Here is a 19,520-nt window from a genome sequence, read left to right as displayed (position 1 = left end):
TTTGTTGATTATGTTTTACCTTCTTTAGCAGCATTTAATTGCTCTTGTGTATTTTTTCCTGCATAAGTTAGCCCTTTTATATGACTTTTTTTGTCCTTATCAGGCTATAACATTACTTGAGCTATGAATCAGTTAGATCTATAACAATCTAAAAAATAATCAAATTTATCAAATTCAAAATTAATATCCACATACTTACTGAAAAAAACTTCATGAGTTTTATCAATAGCATACACGTAATACATCAGAGGGTCGTCAGCATCACGGCCACCAAACATGTCCTGTAAAGCATTCAAAGGCACATCAGCAAGAATAACCTTATCAACATACTCGTCATTTTCTTTATTAAAATATTCTACTACTCTTGTCACTTTTATCATTGTATCTAAGGCCTCACTGTTCTCTTTTTATCGGCGCGTTTCGTTTGCTTTCCTGTTATAGGGTTGAATTCACCTTGATGCTTACCAAGCTTATTATATTTCTCAAGCATGCCGTGCTGATAATCCCATTCATAAATGTTTCCCTTTTTATCTTTCCAACGCTTTCTTAATTTACCCCCACCTTGCACAGGTGTTTTAGCTTTGGCTTTATTGAGTCCCGCTATTCCATCTATTTCAGTAGGGGGTGGTATGTAATCATTAACAACCAATAGTGGAGTAACACCACTATCAGCCGGAAACTCGGTCGATGCATTTTGTTGTTCAACCACTTCTGTTGTGGTGATTGAATCTATCTGCTCAACGCCTTCCGTCGTGGTTGATGACGGCAGGGCACCTGCCACAACGGTGCGAGTAGACGCGTCTATTGTATCAACTTGTTGCATATTAGATGCTATGCTAGCTGCCAATATTACCGCCGGACTTAATTCAACGCCACTGGGAATTTCAGCGAGGTCTTCTGAGTCGGTTGCTGTATATAGACCTGTTGCAGCACCAAGGAATGCTAACCCTTCAAGAGCATACGGCACACCGAATACCGCAGGCCATAAGTCATCCCCTTTACTTTTATCGACCTTGTCATAAGTGGCATTATTTTCGGTCACCGTACTACCTGCATTACCTGCATGGTTATTACCATCTGCCATGTTGCCATGGCCATTAACGCCTAAGGCAACATCGGTATAATCGGAGAAGTCACTACCTATATTATTGTTATAGTTTTCGTTATCAGCCTTAGAATAATTCTTAGCAATGTCATCTTTTCTGTCCATGGCATGACCCATTTCATGCCCTGCGGTCTCAACTAACTCACTGGTATTGTTATTCTGCGTGTCATTAATAAAAGTCTCACCTGTGGAGCCTTCTTCGCCCGTGTTGTGGCCTCGACGTTTATCATCTTCTTTTGCTACAATTTTATTTTCATAGCCCTCCGTGTCATAACCCAATTTAACCATCGCCGCATAAGTCAGCTGGTCAAGCATCTGCTCCTTGGCTTTAGGCGCTAAGTCAGAGTCTTGTAGCTTTTCGGCCAACTCAGGATCGCTAGCTATCGCCTTTTTAACACTTTCATAAGTATCGAACTGCTTGCCCGTTTCAGTAAAGAAGTCGGTCATTTCAACTCGGTCAGTGGTGACAACACGCTCTAAAGTTTCACGCACCATGTCTGCAACCAACACATCTTCAACTATCTCATTACGGCCATCTTCACTCAACAAGCGGTGGTCGAGTGTCACATCCACCTTGCCTTTACTGGTGTCTACATTAAACAGGTCTTTGACGATAGCCTGGCTGTCGCGATTGATACCGGCTAAATCACTGATTTCACCGCCCACAGTTACACTACCTAACCCTATGGTAGCCAATGTTTTACCACTGCTCATGCCACTTTCATTACTGGCATTGAGTTGACTGCTGTTTAGATTAAGCTGCGTTGTCGTGTCACTGCTCGGTATTGACTCGCTAATATCACTTTTACCCTCACCAACACCCACGTTCGCGCTCAATGAGACATTGGTTTGGCTATTCATGTGCGTTTCTTTTAAATTACCGACACTTAAGCTGCCCGTATTCAACGCGAGCTGGTTATTACCTGCAAATGCACCTGTTACTGCGTTTTTATCCCCCGCACTGACGAGCGCACCCAGTACATCCGTATTACCGCTTACATTGATGTTAACCTTGCTACCCGTTACCGAGGTTAATACGGTTTCTTTTATATAAGCATTACCACTACCAGTACTCACACCGCCATTAGCGCCACTGACACTGCCGCTATTGCTACCACTCAAGCCTGCGCTCATGCCTAAACTTTTGTTACTGCTACGGGTTTTATTCTGCACCGAGGCAATACTTAAATCGCCACCCACATTCAGGTTGGTTTCACTTACCCCGTGAATAACAGCGCCTTTAATCGTCGTGTCCCTACGGCTGTGGATGTTCACCGTATTGCCACCTAGCGTACTGTTATTCTGGGTCGTGCTATTGCGGCTGTTACTGCTCATGTCACCGCTAAGGTTAACACTCGCGCCGCCACCCGAACTCAGTGATACACTGCCCGATACGGATTTCATTTCCTCTGTTGTGCGAGTTTGGTCTTGCGTCGCCGTGATATTGACGTCATGCGCATTAATGGAAAGGTCATTATTGGCCACGACGATCGAGCCTTTAATGTTCACGTTACTTTTTTCGCCTCGGCCATGAATATTAAGGCTGTTACCCGCTTGCAATACCGAGCCAGTATTAACCGTACTGTTACTGACGTTACTGGTTCTACTGCCGTCAATATTGGCGTTAACCGACGCTTGGAAGCCATACGTGCTAGTCGTAGCCGCTATCGCTGCGGCAGCTTGCACGGCATTGGTGGTTTTAGACGTCAAGTTAACCGCTTGCAAGGCAATCGCGGCGATGTAATAACCTTCATCTGATTTAACGTCATCTAATAACCCGCGTAATTCCTCAATATCAGCGCGAGTAACACCAAATTCGCCATTCTCAAATTCTTGCTCTAATCCCGCCAGCATATCTTCGACTTTATCCGCATTCTTCGTATAAGCACGGTAGTCTTTTTCTGATTGCTTAAGCTTGTCTTTCGCTTCGTCGACCGCTTTAAGGGCCAGTGCGGCGTCGGTAACACTGTTACTGACTGCGACGGTTAATTCTGCCGATGCTTTAGTTTCTTCACTTTGTGTTTTAACAGCATCAACCGCAGACACGATATTAATGTCGCCATCGGCGCTAAGGTTGATGTCTGTTCCTGCCGTAGCATCAGAGCCCTGCACTCTGATGTCTTCAACAGAATCAAGCGTGATACTGCCGCCAGCGGTGAGGCGAGTTCCCTGGCTTTGAGTGCCACTTTCACTGCGCTTGGTTTGTTCATATTTGGCACTGCCAATCGTCGCTTCGAGCTTGCCACCATTGAGAGATACACCCGCCTTTCCAAAGCCAATATCAATTTGTTCATGCACACTGTCACTGCGGTGCGCCGTTTTAGCTTCCGCGATCAAGATACTACCCACATCACTGGTAATATGAATATTGTTTGCCGCATCAATATTCGAACCAATAACGGCGACATCACCCGCGTCTAGCGTGATATTACCGCTGTTTCCATTGGATGCGCGATTGGCTGTGCCCGCCTTAATATTGGCTGACCTGGCTGTTTCATCATAATTGTTGGTCGTGGTACTTTCCATGCCGTAAAGGTTGCCACCTTGGCCAATACCACCTTCTTGGTTCACATGACGCGTTGTTTTAGATTCAATGCCAGCCACAATATTAAGCGACTCTTGAGCCACTAAATCAATGCCACCCAGTTTCGTTTCTAAATCAGATCCAATAATATTAACGTTATTACCCGACACGCGAATGTTGTTCTGCGCTGTGGTTGATGAGCCAGACAGTAACGCCGCCGTTACACTGCTCTGACGGCTTGAGGATATAAGGCCACCAAACGACGACTTAGTTGATTCACTCATCGTCGCATTGGTGTATTCCTTGGCGGTGTAGTTCACATCGCCATCTATTGAACTGATGTTCACGGAATCTGTTGCATTGACCTGGACTGATTCAAGCGTGACATCGCGCCCCCCTTGGATCACCACAGATCCCACATCCATGTTAGTGCTCACCACCTGTTGCTCAAGACTGGCTTCAAGTTGAGTGCTGTTACTAAAGGTACTTGAGGATTGACTGAAATCTTCGTTGTATTCACTGTCGACAACCGCGGTGATATCGACTTTACCACCGGCTTCAATCAAGGCTTGTTCAGCTTTTACGTTCACCCCTTCAAGGCTGACATCGCCTTTGCCGTTAACAACGAGTTTATCGCCAGCACTGATATTACTTTGCTTATGGATTAGTTTGTTTTGCTTTGTGTAACCATTATTAAAGCTAACATTGTGACTGCTGCTGTCGGCAACGGTGGCAATGTGAATATCACCACCCGCTTCTAACGCCAAACTGCCCGCTGCACTTAAATCCGCCCCTTTGTTAATCACATCCTTCTGGGCTGTTAATACTAGATTGCCGGTGTTACTACTGATGCTGGCTGTATTACTTAAATTGGTGTAGTTAAATTCAGCGCCATCTTGCGTGTTATTCCTCATTCTAGCCAGGGTTGCATTAATGATACTGCCCTTATGACTCGTGATATTCACCAAGCCGCCTTTTATCTGGCCAGAAAGGTTCTTAATATCATGTTCTGCCGTTAGCAATACCTCGTTACCAGCAGTAAGGCTGCCTTTATTATTGGTGATACTGTCAGCTTTTAAACGCATGTCTTTACGCGCCGTGATAGCACCCTGATTACCAAGGTCTCCTTCCACGTTTAAATCGACCACATCAGCGTAGATTTGGCCACCATCTTTACTATAATCATGAGCCAAATAAATAGTCGGGACGAGCACCAACTGACCTTCAACTAAGCGCTCTTCCATCCACACGATATCGCTATCTAATTTAGCGAGCTGTTCAGCGGTGGGCTTCTCTCCGAGCTTTAACCTCACCATTTGTGAAAATGTAACCCCGCCATCCATCAGTTCGATGTACTGATCCCTGTCATTAGAGGCAGATCCAATGTAACGCTGTCCGGTCATTGCAATAATCGCGTTACGCACGAGCTCAGTTTCATACATTGCGTCGCCTAAACGACGTACCCTAGAGGTGCTACCATAACCTAAGCGGTCGAGCATATACTGCGAACTGATGAACGTTTGCTTACTGGTGTACGCAGGGTTTGATTCAATGAGCGGTTTATTGGGGTCGAGATTAACCACATAAATACCATACTCGCCATTTGGCAGCGGTGATATCGGCGGCTGAACCGGTTTACTCGGTATCGCAGGCGTGGTCGGGTCTGCGATCGTAACCTGGCCGGAGATATTCTTCACCGCGGTATTTATGGTTGGGCGAACGGTATCGGCGTCGTTGGCTGTGTTTTCTAACATACCATTTTGCAACGCACCAAAATTACCGCTAATATGACCACCCGCCGTGATCGTCGAGTCAGCAGAGACTGCTACCCGGCTTTTTTTGATAATATACGAAGCCCTTGCCGTGTATTTATCTTTTTTCTTCCCAATACCATAACGCGAGCTTTTGTGACCTGGTGAGATAAGGTAATCCGCGTTGTTTACCTCGATATTTTTTGTGTCTCCGCGATTATTTAACGTGCCGACTTCTAACGTCATATCATGACTCGCCGAAACAGATGAATTTTTATTCGTTAACGAACCAATATTCAAATGCATGTCGCCATTACTATTTAAGCTAGCAACATTAGTCGTTGACTTATTGACTACTTGAGCTTTAATTGCCGCAAATTTCATACTGGTGTTATAAGAAATATTATTTTTGTTAGCTGCATATAAAGCGGGAGCCTGCTCCTTCAATTTTTTATTAATTAGCTCAATATACTTTCTTCTGGCAGTACCCAAACTTTTCTCGTAACTGATACCTTGACCATTGAGAGTCAAATTCTGCGCGGCCGCTAAGCTATTATACGACTTCCCATTAGCGAGACTTTGATATTTAAGTTCATAATCAAGCACCGCAGTACCTAGGTTATGCAACGTATCGGCGTTTATTTCAAGGTGACTTTCAGCACTGATATCGGCGAGGTAATTCTCTATATTCTTGGTTTTGTTTTTATCTTTATCCGCGGCTATCAACAGGTTATTTCCCGCATAAACAGCACTGTCTTCGTTGTTGCGAAACAGACTGTGAATAAATAACCTCATATCTAGCCCCGCAAACAAAGTCACATAGTTTTGCAGGTTATTAGCGTTAAGCGTCAACGTATTTCCTGCGGCGACCCCCCCATGATTGTTAATGTTTTGTGCCGTTATATCCAGATCACCATCTGAGGTTAAAAAACCGTGATTATTCAAGGTACCGCTCAAGTTAATATTTCCGAGTGTGCCCGCTTTAATCACCGCGTTATTATCGCTTTGATTATTCGTTAAATTATGGGCGTTTAGCGTTAATGTTTGACCCGCTTCTATTTCACCCTGATTATCTAGATCGCCGTTGCCGCCTTTGCCATTACTAATATCAATATAAGCGTCTGTCGCCGCGATTATTTCACCTTCATTTTTAAATAACGCAGAAATAAAATTAAGGGTTATTTGACCTATCGATAAGAAAGAAGTGCCTTTATCAATAGCATCTAATTTGGCGCTGACATTAAGTCCACTAGAAGCAAAAAAACGAGAATCGTCAATCGCTAACGTATCCTTGTTAATACTAAGTGTACCGCCCGATTCAATATTGCCATTACGGTTATCAACGTGCGTGGCCGTAATGGTCAAGTCACCTTGTGCCGCAAGTGTATCGACGTTAGTTAAGGTTTCGGCTGTGATTGACTGAGTGCCTGCGCTGCTAATCGAACCTTGGTTGTTAATCGATTCAGATACGCTAATGTTTTGTGCATTCGCGCTGCTGATAATCCCTACATTATTGAGACTCAGGCTGCGAATATCACTGCTGTTACTCAATATCGCCCCCTCGTTATCAATTAACTCTTCGATATTCAGGCTCAATTCACCGCTACTGAGTTTGCCGTCCAAGCGGTTATTCAATTGCAGCGCATTAACCTCACCTTTTTGAGTTGCCGTAATATGGCCTTGATTTTCAAGCGACTGAGTCAGTGTTAGGGTGAGATTATTGGCATCGATGTGGCCAGTGAGATTATTGCTTACGCTTTGGGCGTTAATCTCAGCATCACCAACACTACTAACAGTGCCGTCGTTACTAAACGCATTATTAAGGGTTACGTTAAGAGTATCACTTTGAATTTCGGCCCCTTGTTGGTTTGTTAAATTATGGGCGGTTATCTTGGTATTTTGATCTGCATAAATAGTTCCACTGTTGTTAACATCCGTCCCACTAGTAAGTTCAATATCCGATTGAGCCAGCAACAACCCGCTGTTATCAATTTTATGGCTTGATGTAACCCTGATTTTTCCGGCTAATGTTGTATCAATGCCAGTAATAACGTCGAAATTATTGTCCACGCCTGCTGCCACAACCCCTTGGTTGTTCAGGTTTTCACTTTTAATGCTGATGTTATTGCCTGCGCCAACATGTCCTTTCACGTCTACATTTCGCTTGGCTCTTAGCGTGATATCACCGGCATAAATGCCTTTTTCAACGTCAATACCGTCACTGTAACTGTTGATATCAGCGCCGTTTTTAACGAAGATTTTACCCAGTACAATTTTTCCATCGGCACTGATAGTTAATCTATCTTGAGCTAAAATATCGATAGGTAGATTGACTCCGACCCCTTTAGTGGTGCTCTGAAATGAGATCGCGCCAGCGTAAATACCTCCGAGAGCTGTGGAGTCGATACTAATCAACAGAGGTTGCCCCCCTGCTTGAGCCGTGACATGACCATTGACATCAATTTTATTGCTGCCCGTCACGACATCAAGGTTTTTGGCGTGCAACTTAGCATTTAGTTTCAATGCATTGGTGTATATTTCCAATTTTTCACTGTCGGTAGTATTGAGACCTTTACCTTCAATGCGCACATCCCCTTTTCTGATATCGTAGGTCGCTTGACCATTTTTTAACGTCACTTTACCCGTCGTTAGAGTCGCGGTTGGAGTATTAAGAAATCCGCCGCCATTCACTGTGATGCCGTTGGGATTGGCGATGATAACGTCAGCTTTCTTTCCCGCGACTTCAACATACCCATTGAGTGTGGTTCGATTACCCCCTGACACTTCATTGAGAATAAGTTTAGCGCCACCATTTTTGACATTTTTATTCCCATAAATCTGACCGGCTAACTGGGTATTAATTTGTTGTTTTGCGTTATTCAAAATGGTGCCTTGAGTTGGCACATTAAAATCGGTAAAGGTATTGTGCGATACCCCGTTTTTATTCGGAGTACTGATATTAATAATGGGAACGCCACTGGGAGAGGTATCTAATGAAGTGTTTTGTGACTTTGGCGCCTTGTTATCTATGTTAATGTTTGCCATCGCGGGCTGAGCAACAAAAATACTAATAAGTAAATAGGTAAGACATCGCGTTTTTATCGTGACGTTTTCATCATTCATTGGTGATATCCATCCATGATTTATTAAAAGTTGTAATTAAGTGTCGCACCGAAAAAACCGTTATTATTCATATCTTGTTCGTTTGAATCTAAAACGGGCAGTGATTTATAGAGGTCAAGCGCCGCATCGGCGTAATGGAGCCTGATGCCAATTGCAGCTCCGAGCATATAGCCACCATAACTCCGTTCATTTTCACTCACTCGGCCGTAATCAAGAGCTAAATACGGACTCATAACAGCTTGCTTAATTTGTTGGAATAAAGACAGTTCGTTACGAATATACCCCCCTTTGTTGCCAGAAAGGGCATATTCGCCTTTAAAGCCTCTCACACTGTAAGGACCACCGACCCCAATTTGTTCTGAGCCGATAATATCTTTGTTAGCGTACTGCCCATGGAGAGATAAGTCGTATAATAAAGTACGCTGCGGTGACAACTTAAACCGTTTGCTGTAACTTAAATCGAGCGTGTATTTATTAAATTCTGGAGAGGTATGCTCAGCACTATCGGCGTTAAACCAGGGTAAACCGTGATGGTATTTAAAAATGAAATGCCCGTTTGAATCATCCGAGGAATAATTGTGAGTGTAACCTAGCTGTATAATACTCAGGCTACTGCTTGACGTTTTTAAAAGCAGGTCTTGCAAATAGTTTTCATTTTTTTTCCGTTGCAGTGATAGACCGAGTTTGCCGTTAGTCGATTTTCGGTGAAATAGTTTATAATCAAGGGACAAATCGAACGTCTTTGTATCACCTTTCGAATCATATATGTCATTTAAACCAGCGATTGTCTGATCATAACTGAATTCAGAATAACCTACTTTAAGGTAGCTTCGGCTAATAGGAAAAGCATAAGATATACCACTGCCAATGGAGTTGTTTTTACTGCTTTGTTGATCTGTCGTGTTGGCATTAATGGAAATAACATCGTTAATATCGAATATGTTTTCATAACTTAGACTTCCGCTTATTTGGTATTTACCTGACTTACTGGTGCCAAAGTTATTGACGCTGACACTGCCATACCAACTCGGAGATATTCTCTGACCGGTGATAATAATATTGGAATAAGTTTCTTCTTTACCCGGTTTTATCGCCATAGTAGCTTGCATGGACCGCAGCCGGTTGAGTTGCTCAATGCCGACTTCTAAATCGCGTAAATTCAGGTATTGACCTTGTATAAAAGGAAACACTAAATCTGTATTAATGCCCTCGCTAATCAGGTCATCAATTTTACTTTCCATACTCGAAATAACTAATACGCCGTCAGCCATGTTCTGGGGTTTCATGAAAGCTCTTGAAGTAACATAAGAGTTGGCTATATATAAATTACTTATACTATTAATAAGGTTATTTATAGAAACCATGCTATTACATCGGTTCAAAAATGGTTTAATCACCTTTTCAACATCGGATGAGTCTAATATTGTGATGCTGCTGACATCAATGACTTTCGTTTCAATACAACCAGCCCCTGTTTTATCCGATTGCAACATTGGGATAGATATGACCTCAGAGTAAGGTGTTAAAGGTTCTTTTTTTTGAGATTGTAGTTCATTAAATCTTTTTTTCTGCTCTTCATAACGCGTCTGGCTGTGGAGCTTTTGTTTGATTTTATTTATTTGATCACCTGTTTTCGCCTCAGCGCTTAGGTTGACCATGACACTACAAAATATAAAAAGGTTTATTAATCGCACTTTAAGCCCTATTGATACATACTCATTACCTCTCGGTAAGATGAACACCATTTTTACGCTGCCATTATTTAACAACTCATCAAACGACTTACAACAACCATTCACAATCAATTACTTAAAAAGACAAATCAACTAACTGATACTTAAAATCACCACATATAACTTACCGTAAATTGGATTATTAAAAACAATTTAAGACTGTTAAAATGATCTTTGTCACGATAAATCACCAAGTTAATAATTTATTGAGTTGTTTAGCGCTGTAATAATTGTGACTCTAGTTTTTAACATGGAAGATCGGTATCAACATGCGACCGTTTTTTGATACCAATTTTGTAGGGCATAAATTTACTGATTAAGCATTTTATCGTGCTTTTCTGAATCAACGCTTCCATTTCGAGCGTAACTTCAGGTCGAGGTTTATCCAAGATATTTAATGACTCTGGCATCTACATGATTCCAAATATTTTCAAACATATATTACCACTATGAATCCAATCACAGAGGTAAAAACTATGGCTGAAGTACATGCAGTAAAAGACCTAGATAAGGTCAAATTGATTAGTCACTTATTAGAACGACGTTATAGCAAACAGATGGCGGATGTGTGGAATATTGGTTTAAATCCTATCGTAATCAGCAAGCTACCAACAAAGCCCCTAAACCACTTACTCGACGCGCCGTATCTGAAGCCTTTGCGATGATAGGTAAAGAAGTTAATATTGCGTTATATCGGTATCAGCCAAGATGATATTGATAAAGATTTTGTGGACTTAGAAATTTAGTCGCGCTGTTTATTAGTAAGCGTCTGGCTAACCACACCTTCATCTAATTTCTGATCTCAGTTATGTTATTTCCAAGTCAAACAAAAGGAAATAACAATGAAAATAGCGCGTAACGAAACACAATGGCAGACCCTAATACAAAATCAACAAACCAGTGGTTTAACAATATCCGATTACTGCCAACAACATCAATTGCCAAGCTCCAGCTTCTACGCTTTCAAGAAAAAACTAGGCTTAACATCCAACAGCTTTGTTCGCGCTAAAGTGACCCAGCAGATAGAATTTATTGAAGAGCAGCAGCCATCAATCACACTCACGGTTGGTAAGGCAAACGTCAGTTTTCCTGCAGCAACACCCGCGACATACTTGGCTCAAATACTGCGTGAGTTAAGCTAATGAAACTCTTTATTAAACCATCCGCCGTTTTTTTACATCGTGATTTCGTCGATTTTCGTAAATCAATAAATGGGTTAGCAGCCATTGTTGAAGATGAGCTTAATCGTAACGCTTACACGGGAGAACTGTTTGTATTTTGCAATAAAGCCAAAGACAAACTAAAAATATTGTATTGGGATAAGACTGGTTTTGCGCTTTGGTATAAACGCCTCGAAAAGCAAAAGTTCAAATGGCCGAGTAACATCGATTGCAATGAATTTGAATTAACGGATGAACAATTTAAGTGGCTGCTATCAGGATTTGATGTGCTTGGTCATCAAGAATTACAGTATCAATCGATGATCTAACGCGATCGAAATTTGTCATATCTGAGTAGTCAACGATCGTTGACGCTCTCCCCTTCTACTCATTACAATCAAATGCGGTATCATTTTGATAAATTTGCTAAAATGAGCAGATGAAACTTGATGCGAACTTATTACCAGACGACCCTGAACAACTCAAGAAAATGCTGCTTGAGTTGCAGGCTGTCATCATCAAAAAAGATGCCTGGTGCCGATGAAATTTTCAATGAAGCCGAAGTAACGCTTGATGAACAAGACAACCAAATATTAACAAGCGCCATACCCGAGAACGAAACAGAAAAAAAAGTAAAACCAAAGCGTAAACCACTACCGCCAGAACTCCCACGAAAAGACGTGATCATTGATATTGATGACACGGATAAAATATGTGATTGTTGCAGAAATCCTTTACATAAAATGGGCGAAAGTAGCAGCGAAAGCCTTGAATTTGTCCCCGCTCATATTAAAGTCATCAAAACCATCCGCCCGAAGTATACCTGCCGACATTGTGAAAAAAATGGGATTGAAAGTGATGTAAAAACGGCCCCGATGCCAGCGACACCAATCCCTAAAAGTATTGCTACCGCGAGCTTGTTGAGCCAAATCATCACCTGTAAATATCAATTTGGTTTACCGCTTTATCGACAAGAAACAATGTTGAGTGACATCGGCATCACGTTGAGTCGGCAAACAATGTCGAGCTGGATATTACGTTCCGCAACATTACTTGAACCTTTATACATGCGCTTGAAAAAAACATTGCTCGCAGAGCCAAGTATACATGCGGACGAGACGCCACTAAAAGTAATCAAAGCAGAAAAATCGACAAGCTATATGTGGGTATATTGCTGTGGAACAGATGCATTAGGCAGTAACACCAATATAGTGTTATTCGATTATCACAATAGTCGTAGAGCCCAATGTACGATCGATTTTCTTGATGGTTACCAAGGTTACATGCACGTTGATGGATATAAAGCTTATGAATCAACGCAAGCAACATTGGTTGCCTGTCTTGCGCATATCCGCCGTAAATTCATCGATGTTAAAAAGGTACAAAGCAAAAAGAAAACAGGGAAAGTGGATGTCGCATTAAATTTAATTGGTAAGTTATATGGAATAGAAAAACGCATTAAAGGAAAATCAGTCGAAGACAAATTTACCATTCGGCAATCACAAGCCAAGCCGATTGTAAAAATATTATATGACTGGCTCATCGAGCACAAAGAAAAAATCCCACCCAAAAGCAAACTTGGCGAAGCGATTAGCTACAGCTTAAACCAATTTGAAAAATTCCAGCGCTATCTTGAAGATGGTCGATTGAGCATTGACAATAATCGCGCAGAACGTGCAGTGAAGCCCTTTGTGATAGGGCGTAAGGCCTGGTTATTCTCGTACACCAATACAGGTGCTAACGCGAGTGCCATTTTATATAGTTTGGTTGAAACAGCGAAAGCGAATAATCTCATCGTGCATGATTATATCGCAAGCTGCTTACAGCAGATTGCTGAAAACCCGAATGATATTGACGCGTTACTGCCATGGAATATTAAGCGTAGCTAGGTGGTGTTGCCCAGACGCTTACGTTTATTACTATCCACCAGCATAAATAAACCAACTACCCAATTTATGATAATGGGTAGTTACAAATCCTTATGCCGCCTAGCATTCTCTAGCTAATAGCCTCTGAAGTACTCAAATCCTCGTTTACATCAAAAAGGGAAGTTGGCTATGCCTGATAGTTTTAGGGATTAAAATAGATAATTACTTGGGTAGAAGCATTAACCACTGGTGATAAAGATCACTATTTGAGTTAAACTAGCGCCAGTTTATAAGACTATGGCAAGATAAATTATTATCTGCGGTAGCGACCAGCTTTCAGACCTACACATTGAGTACCCCACAATGTACCCCATGTGACAGAAATAAAAATAAAAGGCTTATATTTCAAATGAGTAAACAAACGATTCAGTGGTACCCAGGGCATATGCACAAAGCCCGTAAAGAGATCGCGGAAGTTATGCCGCAGATGGACCTGATTATCGAAGTACTCGATGCACGGATCCCTTATAGCAGCTCGAATCCAATGATCTCCGATTTACGTGGTGATACCCCTTGTATTAAAATTCTCAATAAAAGCGACCTTGCAGATCCCATCGTTACTGCGCAATGGTTAGAATATTTAGAATTAGAAGAAGGTGTAAAAGCATATGCCTTAACGACACAAGATCCGGCTGAGATCAGAAAGATCCCACAACTAATACGTGCGCTAGTGCCAAATAAAGAAGGCGCTCATAAAGTCATTAAAGCGATGATCATGGGTATTCCAAACGTGGGTAAATCAACCACGATTAATATCCTCGCCAATCGTATTATTGCTAAAACGGGTAACGAGCCAGCGGTGACTAAACAACAGCAACGTATCAAGTTAGACGACGGTATCGTGTTGTCTGATACTCCTGGGATGTTATGGCCAAAAGTACAAAATCCCCTTTCTGGCTACCGTTTAGCATCAACAGGCGCAATTAAAGATACTGCGATTGAATATGATGACATTGGTATGTATGCCGCAGAATACTTATGTAAAACTTACCCAGACGCAATGCGTAAACGTTATAAACTAGATAACCTAGACAAGACTGACATAGAATTGTTAGAAGACATTGGCCGTGGTCGTGGCTGTTTAGGCCCTGGTGGTTTGGTTGATTTAAACAAAGCAGCAGCTATTTTAATCAATGAATTACGCACCGCTAAAATCTGCCGCATCAGTTTAGAAACACCGGCAATGGCTGAAGCAGAGAAAAAAGCTGTGATTGAACGTTTAGCCCTGGAAGGTGTGAAGATTAAAAAACGTAAGCCAAAGAAAAAACGTCGTTAATCGAAACAGATTAAATAACAGTTGTCGCATTGAGCCTATTTTAGGGCCAAACAACACACAAAAAGCCCCTGGTTACAGTAACCAGAGGCTCTTTACTATCGATTCAACATAAGTATTCATCTAACTTTAGCTTGATGAAAAACCAATTTTTTCGCTTTCTATTTAATAATTAGACGTACATCGTCATCATCACCAAGTTCAATAATGAACTGTTTCTTACCTGCTTTCACAGAACGACTAATCCAGTCCAGTGGGATCGTGATTGAGCCCATTTCACCATCAAACACTTCATCTTGATTGAGTTGAAAATCAGCATCATTCTCAGGGTGGCAACCATGAGCATACGCTAACGTACCGCGCTCGATTGGCGAGATATCACTTGAAACATTGTTCATAATAAAAACACCATGCTCAGCCATCAAGGTTAATTGTGCTGTTAGCTTTTTAGGGTTCAGTTGCTTAACATCTGGCCAGAAGTTAAGACCTTTGCTTAATGCTTCAACTTCATTGTTACCATGTTCATCAATCACTTTAGAACCTTTAAACTTAGTCGGATCCCAAAGATCATCATAAGTAGGGGTAAAAGTCTTTGCTGCTAACGCTTCAGCTTCAATCGGCAAAACTTCATCAAGAGAAAATATAATTCGTTTCATTTTGGTCCGCTCTTTAATGACAAAAGCACAAACAAATGTTTGTGCTTTATACCCAAACTGCAGCTCGGGTAATAATATGCTAGGACTATATACCTAAACCGCATTGTAATGCAAGTCAGGTTATCGCGGGCTTATTTCACTGCGCGGCGTGTAGCAACTGCAGCAGATAGCTGTGCCATCATCGTTTCGGTGTCAGCCCAGCCAATGCAAGCATCTGTGATACTTTGACCGTACGTTTCTACTTTACCATTAATAAGATCTTGACGACCTTCGATTAAGTGACTTTCAACCATCACCCCAAAGATACCTTTATTACCAGCACTAATTTGACCTGCAACATCAGTTGAAACATCCATTTGTTTTTGGAATTTCTTTTCGCTATTGGCATGGCTAAAATCAATCATAATATTAACGTCTTGTTTCGCTGCTTCTAATTGAGCTGTAATTGACGCTACATCATCAGCAGAATAATTTGTCGACTTATTACCACCACGTAGGATGATATGGCAATCAGGGTTACCTGCTGTTGAGATAATCGCAGAGTGACCAAATTTAGTTACTGATAAGAAATGGTGTGGTGCGTTTGCACTGCCAATCGCATCAATCGCAACTTTAATGGTACCGTCAGTACCATTTTTGAAACCAACTGGGCAAGACATACCAGAAGCCAGTTCACGGTGAACTTGAGACTCTGTAGTACGTGCGCCAATTGCGCCCCAACTCATTAGATCACCAACATATTGTGGCGTGATCATATCCAGGAATTCGCCAGCGGTTGGCAAACCCATTGCATTCACATCAAGTAACAGTTTACGTGCGATACGTACACCATCATTTAATTGAAAGCTGTCATCCAGATACGGGTCGTTGATTAGACCTTTCCAACCAACAGTTGTACGTGGTTTTTCAAAATAAACACGCATCACAATTTCGAGTGTATCTTTATACTTTGCACGCAATGCCACTAGTCGCTCTGCATATTCTAATGCAGCGTCAGTGTCATGAATTGAACAAGGACCAACGATCACTAAAAGGCGATCATCTGCTTGTTTTAGAATTTGGCTAATGCTATTACGTGATTCAAATACTGTTTTAGTCACATCATCAGAAGCAGGATATTTTTCTAACACTGCAATTGGCGGTAATAATTCTTTTACTTCACGTATTCTAACGTCATCTGTTTGATAATGCATACTACTAATATTCCTTTATTCGCCCTTGGGCATTCACACTCTAATGTTATATTGTCCGCATTCAATGTAACGTCTATTTCACTCGGAAGCAATTACAAATCACATAAAAATGCAGTGGATATTGTAAGAAATATTCGTATCTTAGCGAGATTAAGGTAAAATCCACCACAAATAAGTTAAATTTGGAAACCCTATGCGATTAAAAACTGAAGACGAGCTAATTGACTTTGCCTATGACGCCTTCCTAGAGGATGCACAAAAGCAATTATCACCTGCAGATCAAATTTTATTTGCCATGCAATTCGAAGATCGCGGTGCCGTTGATATCGTCGACCTTGGCAGCGATTGGCCTGCAAACGTGGCAATGGGTATTAATGAAAATGAATATTGCGAATTACACATTGGCTTAGTTGATGACAACGACTTACTAAATGATGTATTCGGACGGGTACTGGTCAAGAAAAAAACCAACGATAAGTTTATCCATATTCTTTGGAAAACTGAATAATCAATCTATGATGACTTGATTTCATCTTCAATTTAGGGAATATTAGCTGCTAAACTAAGAAGTTAAATCCAAGGAGATGGAATTGAGTCAACAAGATAATCAGTTAGTACGTTGGTTTCGGCAATCCGCGCCTTACCTTAATGCGCATCGTGATAAAACAATTGTGCTGACATTGAGTGGTGAAGCCATTGCACATGCAAATTTCATCAATATCGTCAATGACATTGCCTTATTAAATATTCTCGGTATTCGCATTGTATTAGTCTTTGGCGCACGTCCCCAAATCAACCGCATACTCGCGAATAATAACTGCGAGAGTCAGTTTCATAAACGTCGACGCGTCACTGATGAGCAAGCCTTCCCGTTAATTAAACAAGTTATTGGTCAACTCCAATATGAAATCACCGCTGCTTTCTCTATGGGACTGGTCAATACCCAAATGCACGGTGTCAAAATCAATGTCGTCAGTGGTAACTTCATTACCGCACAACCAATTGGGGTTGATGAAGGTGTTGATTATTGCCATACCGGTCGAGTCCGCCGGGTTGATACTGATGCTCTAGAATATCAACTTGCGCAAAATGCAATCACCGTGATCCCCCCACTCGGCTATTCTGTCACCGGTGAAAGTTTTAATCTGAGCGCAGAAGAAGTGGCGACAACAATAGCCATCAAACTCAATGCCCATAAGTTAATCAACTTTTGCTCTGCACAGGGCGTACTCGATTATAACGGCAATTTAATTTCAGAAATGTTCCCAGAACAAGCGCAAGAGCGTTTAGCCGAACTTGAAACGGAAGGTGGCATAAACACAGGCACAGCCTCTTACTTACGTGCGGCAATCAATGCTTCTGTAGCAGGGGTCCCCCGTTGTCATTTGGTGAGTTACAAAACCGATGGTTCGTTATTACAAGAGCTGTTTTCGCGCGATGGTGTCGGTACTCAAATCGTACGCCAAAGCGCAGAGCAAACACGACCAGCACAGATTGAAGATGTGCCCGGGATCATGCTACTCACTCAGCCCTTAGTTGACCAGGGGATGCTAGTACAACGCAGCAGAGAGCAGTTATTACGTGATATCGAGCACTTCACCGTGGTCGAACGTGATGGCACCATTATTGGCTGCGCTTCACTTTATTGTTTCTCTGGTAATATTGCTGAAATGGCCAGTGTCGCAACCCACCCTGAATATCGACGCTTGAGTCGTGGTGACTTATTGGTCAAAGAAATCGAGAAACAAGCCAAACAACAAGGCATAGATCGTCTGTTTGTGTTGACCACACACAGCATCCATTGGTTTAGAGAACGCGGTTTTGAACCTGTCGAACTGGAACAATTACCCGTTGAAAAGCAAGCGTTGTATAATTTACAACGTCGTTCGAAAATATTAATGAAAAAACTGTAAACATTAAGCGTAGGTTAACGTCCTACGCTACCTTTAATCTAAATACTGCATGTCTAGTAAATCTGTATGTCTAACGTAAATACTCGCTCGCAACGGCGTGCAATGCACGAATATGTGCTTCATCGTCATTTAAACAAGCAATAAAACGATAATCGTCACCACCGGCATTCACAAATACTGCTTTGTTCTCAACCGCCATTTCTTCTAATGTTTCTAAGCAATCAACGGCAAATGCAGGGGCAATGACATCTAACGATTTAGTGCCACTTGCAGCCAGTTTCACTAACGTCTCATTGGTATACGGCTGTAACCATTCAGCTTTACCAAAACGTGATTGATAACTATGTACCACCTCATCTTCGGTAATACCTAAACGCGCACACAGCAGCGTGGTTGTTTCAACGCAATGGTCAGCATAGATATCGCCTTTTTCTACCAGGAACTTAGGGATGCCATGATAAGACAATAACAACTTCTCTGCTCTGCCATTCTCTTGCCAATGACGTTCGATACTTAAGGCTAATGCGTCAATATAAGTATCATTATTATGATAATGCTTCACTAAGCTCACACTCGGTGCATCGATAGTTGCTTGCAGATAATGAGCTACCTGATCAAATACCGGCGCAGTTGTCGTTGATGAATACTGCGGAAATAATGGAAGCACCACAATATGTTCAGAACCCGATTGCTGTAACTTAGCTATCGCCGCTTTAATACTGCGTTCACCATAGGTCATGGCCAGTTCAACATTGACGTTCTGACCCGCTTCTTCGAATAAGGAAGACAAGGCTTTTTGCTGTAATAGACTGTAATGTAATAAAGGTGAACCATCGTCAAACCAAATAGACTGATAGGCTTTAGCAACACGTTTACAACGCAAAGGCAAAATGACACCGTTTAATAGTGGTAACCAAAATAATCGTGGAATGCTAACAACGCGAGGATCAGAAAGAAACGGTTTTAAAAATGCTTTAACGCCCGCAGGTGTTGCCGATTCAGGCGTACCAAGGTTAACCAATAAAATACTTTGCTTAATCATATTACACATAATCACTATTCGTTAAACGAGTATGCACATTCTATGTGATTAAGCGTATTGGATCCAATAACTCACTGAGATTTAGTTATAAAAAAACCCCGAGCAGGCTCGAGGTTTCA

12 protein-coding genes and 2 pseudogenes are annotated in these 19,520 nt (G+C 41.8%); 7 read left to right on the top strand and 7 right to left on the bottom strand.

All coding sequences use genetic code 11. The features are described 5' to 3' along the window. Nucleotides 1-128 precede the first annotated feature (128 nt). The 4 genes from MORIYA_RS01480 to MORIYA_RS21160 all read right to left on the bottom strand — a co-directional run bounded on the left by MORIYA_RS01480 (nucleotide 129) and on the right by MORIYA_RS21160 (nucleotide 10,646). On the bottom strand, nucleotides 129-380 hold the full coding sequence (locus MORIYA_RS01480; protein WP_112712083.1) for a DUF7683 domain-containing protein: 252 nt from the start codon (nucleotides 378-380) through the stop codon (nucleotides 129-131). A 5-nt stretch (nucleotides 381-385) separates the two neighbouring features. Further along, nucleotides 386-8,503 carry a two-partner secretion domain-containing protein gene (locus MORIYA_RS01475; RefSeq protein ID WP_112712081.1) on the bottom strand — a complete coding sequence of 2,706 codons (8,118 nt, stop codon included), beginning with the start codon at nucleotides 8,501-8,503 and terminating at the stop codon, nucleotides 386-388. A 23-nt stretch (nucleotides 8,504-8,526) separates the two neighbouring features. Beyond that, nucleotides 8,527-10,197: a ShlB/FhaC/HecB family hemolysin secretion/activation protein gene (locus MORIYA_RS01470; protein ID WP_232011461.1), complete on the bottom strand. Its 1,671-nt coding sequence runs from the start codon at nucleotides 10,195-10,197 to the stop codon at nucleotides 8,527-8,529. A gap of 284 nt (nucleotides 10,198-10,481) precedes the next feature. Further along, nucleotides 10,482-10,646 (bottom strand): hypothetical protein, encoded by a 165-nt coding sequence (locus tag MORIYA_RS21160; RefSeq protein WP_232011460.1) that lies wholly within the window; start codon nucleotides 10,644-10,646, stop codon nucleotides 10,482-10,484. Between the two features lie 66 nt (nucleotides 10,647-10,712). Here MORIYA_RS21160 and MORIYA_RS01465 point away from each other — a divergent pair. The 5 genes and pseudogenes from MORIYA_RS01465 to ylqF all read left to right on the top strand — a co-directional run bounded on the left by MORIYA_RS01465 (nucleotide 10,713) and on the right by ylqF (nucleotide 14,600). Continuing rightward, a pseudogene (locus tag MORIYA_RS01465) lies at nucleotides 10,713-10,982 on the top strand (hypothetical protein). Between the two features lie 96 nt (nucleotides 10,983-11,078). Beyond that, entirely contained in the window at nucleotides 11,079-11,378 is a 300-nt protein-coding gene (tnpA, locus tag MORIYA_RS01460; protein ID WP_112712077.1) for an IS66 family insertion sequence element accessory protein TnpA, read from the top strand. Next, nucleotides 11,378-11,725: an IS66 family insertion sequence element accessory protein TnpB gene (tnpB, locus tag MORIYA_RS01455; protein WP_112712075.1), complete on the top strand. Its 348-nt coding sequence runs from the start codon at nucleotides 11,378-11,380 to the stop codon at nucleotides 11,723-11,725. The genes tnpA and tnpB overlap by 1 nt, the downstream gene beginning before the upstream one ends. Nucleotides 11,726-11,835: 110 nt before the next feature. Beyond that, a pseudogene (gene tnpC / locus MORIYA_RS01450) lies at nucleotides 11,836-13,285 on the top strand (IS66 family transposase). Between the two features lie 388 nt (nucleotides 13,286-13,673). Further along, complete coding sequence (gene ylqF / locus MORIYA_RS01445; RefSeq protein WP_112712073.1) at nucleotides 13,674-14,600, top strand: ribosome biogenesis GTPase YlqF; 927 nt, start codon at nucleotides 13,674-13,676, stop codon at nucleotides 14,598-14,600. Nucleotides 14,601-14,758: 158 nt separating this feature from the next. On the opposite strand, the gene MORIYA_RS01440 is transcribed toward ylqF, so the two are convergent. Beyond that, entirely contained in the window at nucleotides 14,759-15,253 is a 495-nt protein-coding gene (locus tag MORIYA_RS01440) for a DUF3085 domain-containing protein (protein ID WP_112712071.1), read from the bottom strand. Between the two features lie 131 nt (nucleotides 15,254-15,384). Continuing rightward, nucleotides 15,385-16,446 (bottom strand): 3-deoxy-7-phosphoheptulonate synthase AroG, encoded by a 1,062-nt coding sequence (gene aroG / locus MORIYA_RS01435; protein WP_112712069.1) that lies wholly within the window; start codon nucleotides 16,444-16,446, stop codon nucleotides 15,385-15,387. A gap of 193 nt (nucleotides 16,447-16,639) precedes the next feature. Here aroG and MORIYA_RS01430 point away from each other — a divergent pair, with 193 nt between their 5' ends. Beyond that, nucleotides 16,640-16,954 (top strand): HI1450 family dsDNA-mimic protein, encoded by a 315-nt coding sequence (locus MORIYA_RS01430; protein ID WP_112712067.1) that lies wholly within the window; start codon nucleotides 16,640-16,642, stop codon nucleotides 16,952-16,954. Between the two features lie 76 nt (nucleotides 16,955-17,030). Then, complete coding sequence (gene argA / locus MORIYA_RS01425; RefSeq protein ID WP_112712065.1) at nucleotides 17,031-18,359, top strand: amino-acid N-acetyltransferase; 1,329 nt, start codon at nucleotides 17,031-17,033, stop codon at nucleotides 18,357-18,359. A gap of 70 nt (nucleotides 18,360-18,429) precedes the next feature. Here the strand turns inward: argA and hemH are convergent, their stop codons facing one another. Further along, complete coding sequence (gene hemH, locus MORIYA_RS01420) at nucleotides 18,430-19,410, bottom strand: ferrochelatase (RefSeq protein WP_112712063.1); 981 nt, start codon at nucleotides 19,408-19,410, stop codon at nucleotides 18,430-18,432. Nucleotides 19,411-19,520: the final 110 nt, after the last annotated feature.

This window comes from Moritella yayanosii, from assembly GCF_900465055.1.
In the GTDB taxonomy this organism is placed as follows: domain Bacteria; phylum Pseudomonadota; class Gammaproteobacteria; order Enterobacterales; family Moritellaceae; genus Moritella; species Moritella yayanosii.
The sequence above is the reverse complement of the archived record's forward strand: the minus strand, read 5'-3'. Positions and strand labels throughout refer to the sequence as shown.

Coding starts and splice junctions, on each gene's coding strand:
- MORIYA_RS21160 (WP_232011460.1), bottom strand. CDS start 10,646: ATGCCAGAGTCATTAAATATCTTGGATAAACCTCGACCTGAAGTTACG.
- MORIYA_RS01480 (WP_112712083.1), bottom strand. CDS start 380: ATGATAAAAGTGACAAGAGTAGTAGAATATTTTAATAAAGAAAATGAC.
- MORIYA_RS01475 (WP_112712081.1), bottom strand. CDS start 8,503: ATGAATGATGAAAACGTCACGATAAAAACGCGATGTCTTACCTATTTA.
- ylqF (WP_112712073.1), top strand. CDS start 13,674: ATGAGTAAACAAACGATTCAGTGGTACCCAGGGCATATGCACAAAGCC.
- MORIYA_RS01430 (WP_112712067.1), top strand. CDS start 16,640: ATGCGATTAAAAACTGAAGACGAGCTAATTGACTTTGCCTATGACGCC.
- argA (WP_112712065.1), top strand. CDS start 17,031: ATGGAATTGAGTCAACAAGATAATCAGTTAGTACGTTGGTTTCGGCAA.
- hemH (WP_112712063.1), bottom strand. CDS start 19,410: ATGTGTAATATGATTAAGCAAAGTATTTTATTGGTTAACCTTGGTACG.
- aroG (WP_112712069.1), bottom strand. CDS start 16,446: ATGCATTATCAAACAGATGACGTTAGAATACGTGAAGTAAAAGAATTA.
- tnpB (WP_112712075.1), top strand. CDS start 11,378: ATGAAACTCTTTATTAAACCATCCGCCGTTTTTTTACATCGTGATTTC.
- tnpA (WP_112712077.1), top strand. CDS start 11,079: ATGAAAATAGCGCGTAACGAAACACAATGGCAGACCCTAATACAAAAT.
- MORIYA_RS01440 (WP_112712071.1), bottom strand. CDS start 15,253: ATGAAACGAATTATATTTTCTCTTGATGAAGTTTTGCCGATTGAAGCT.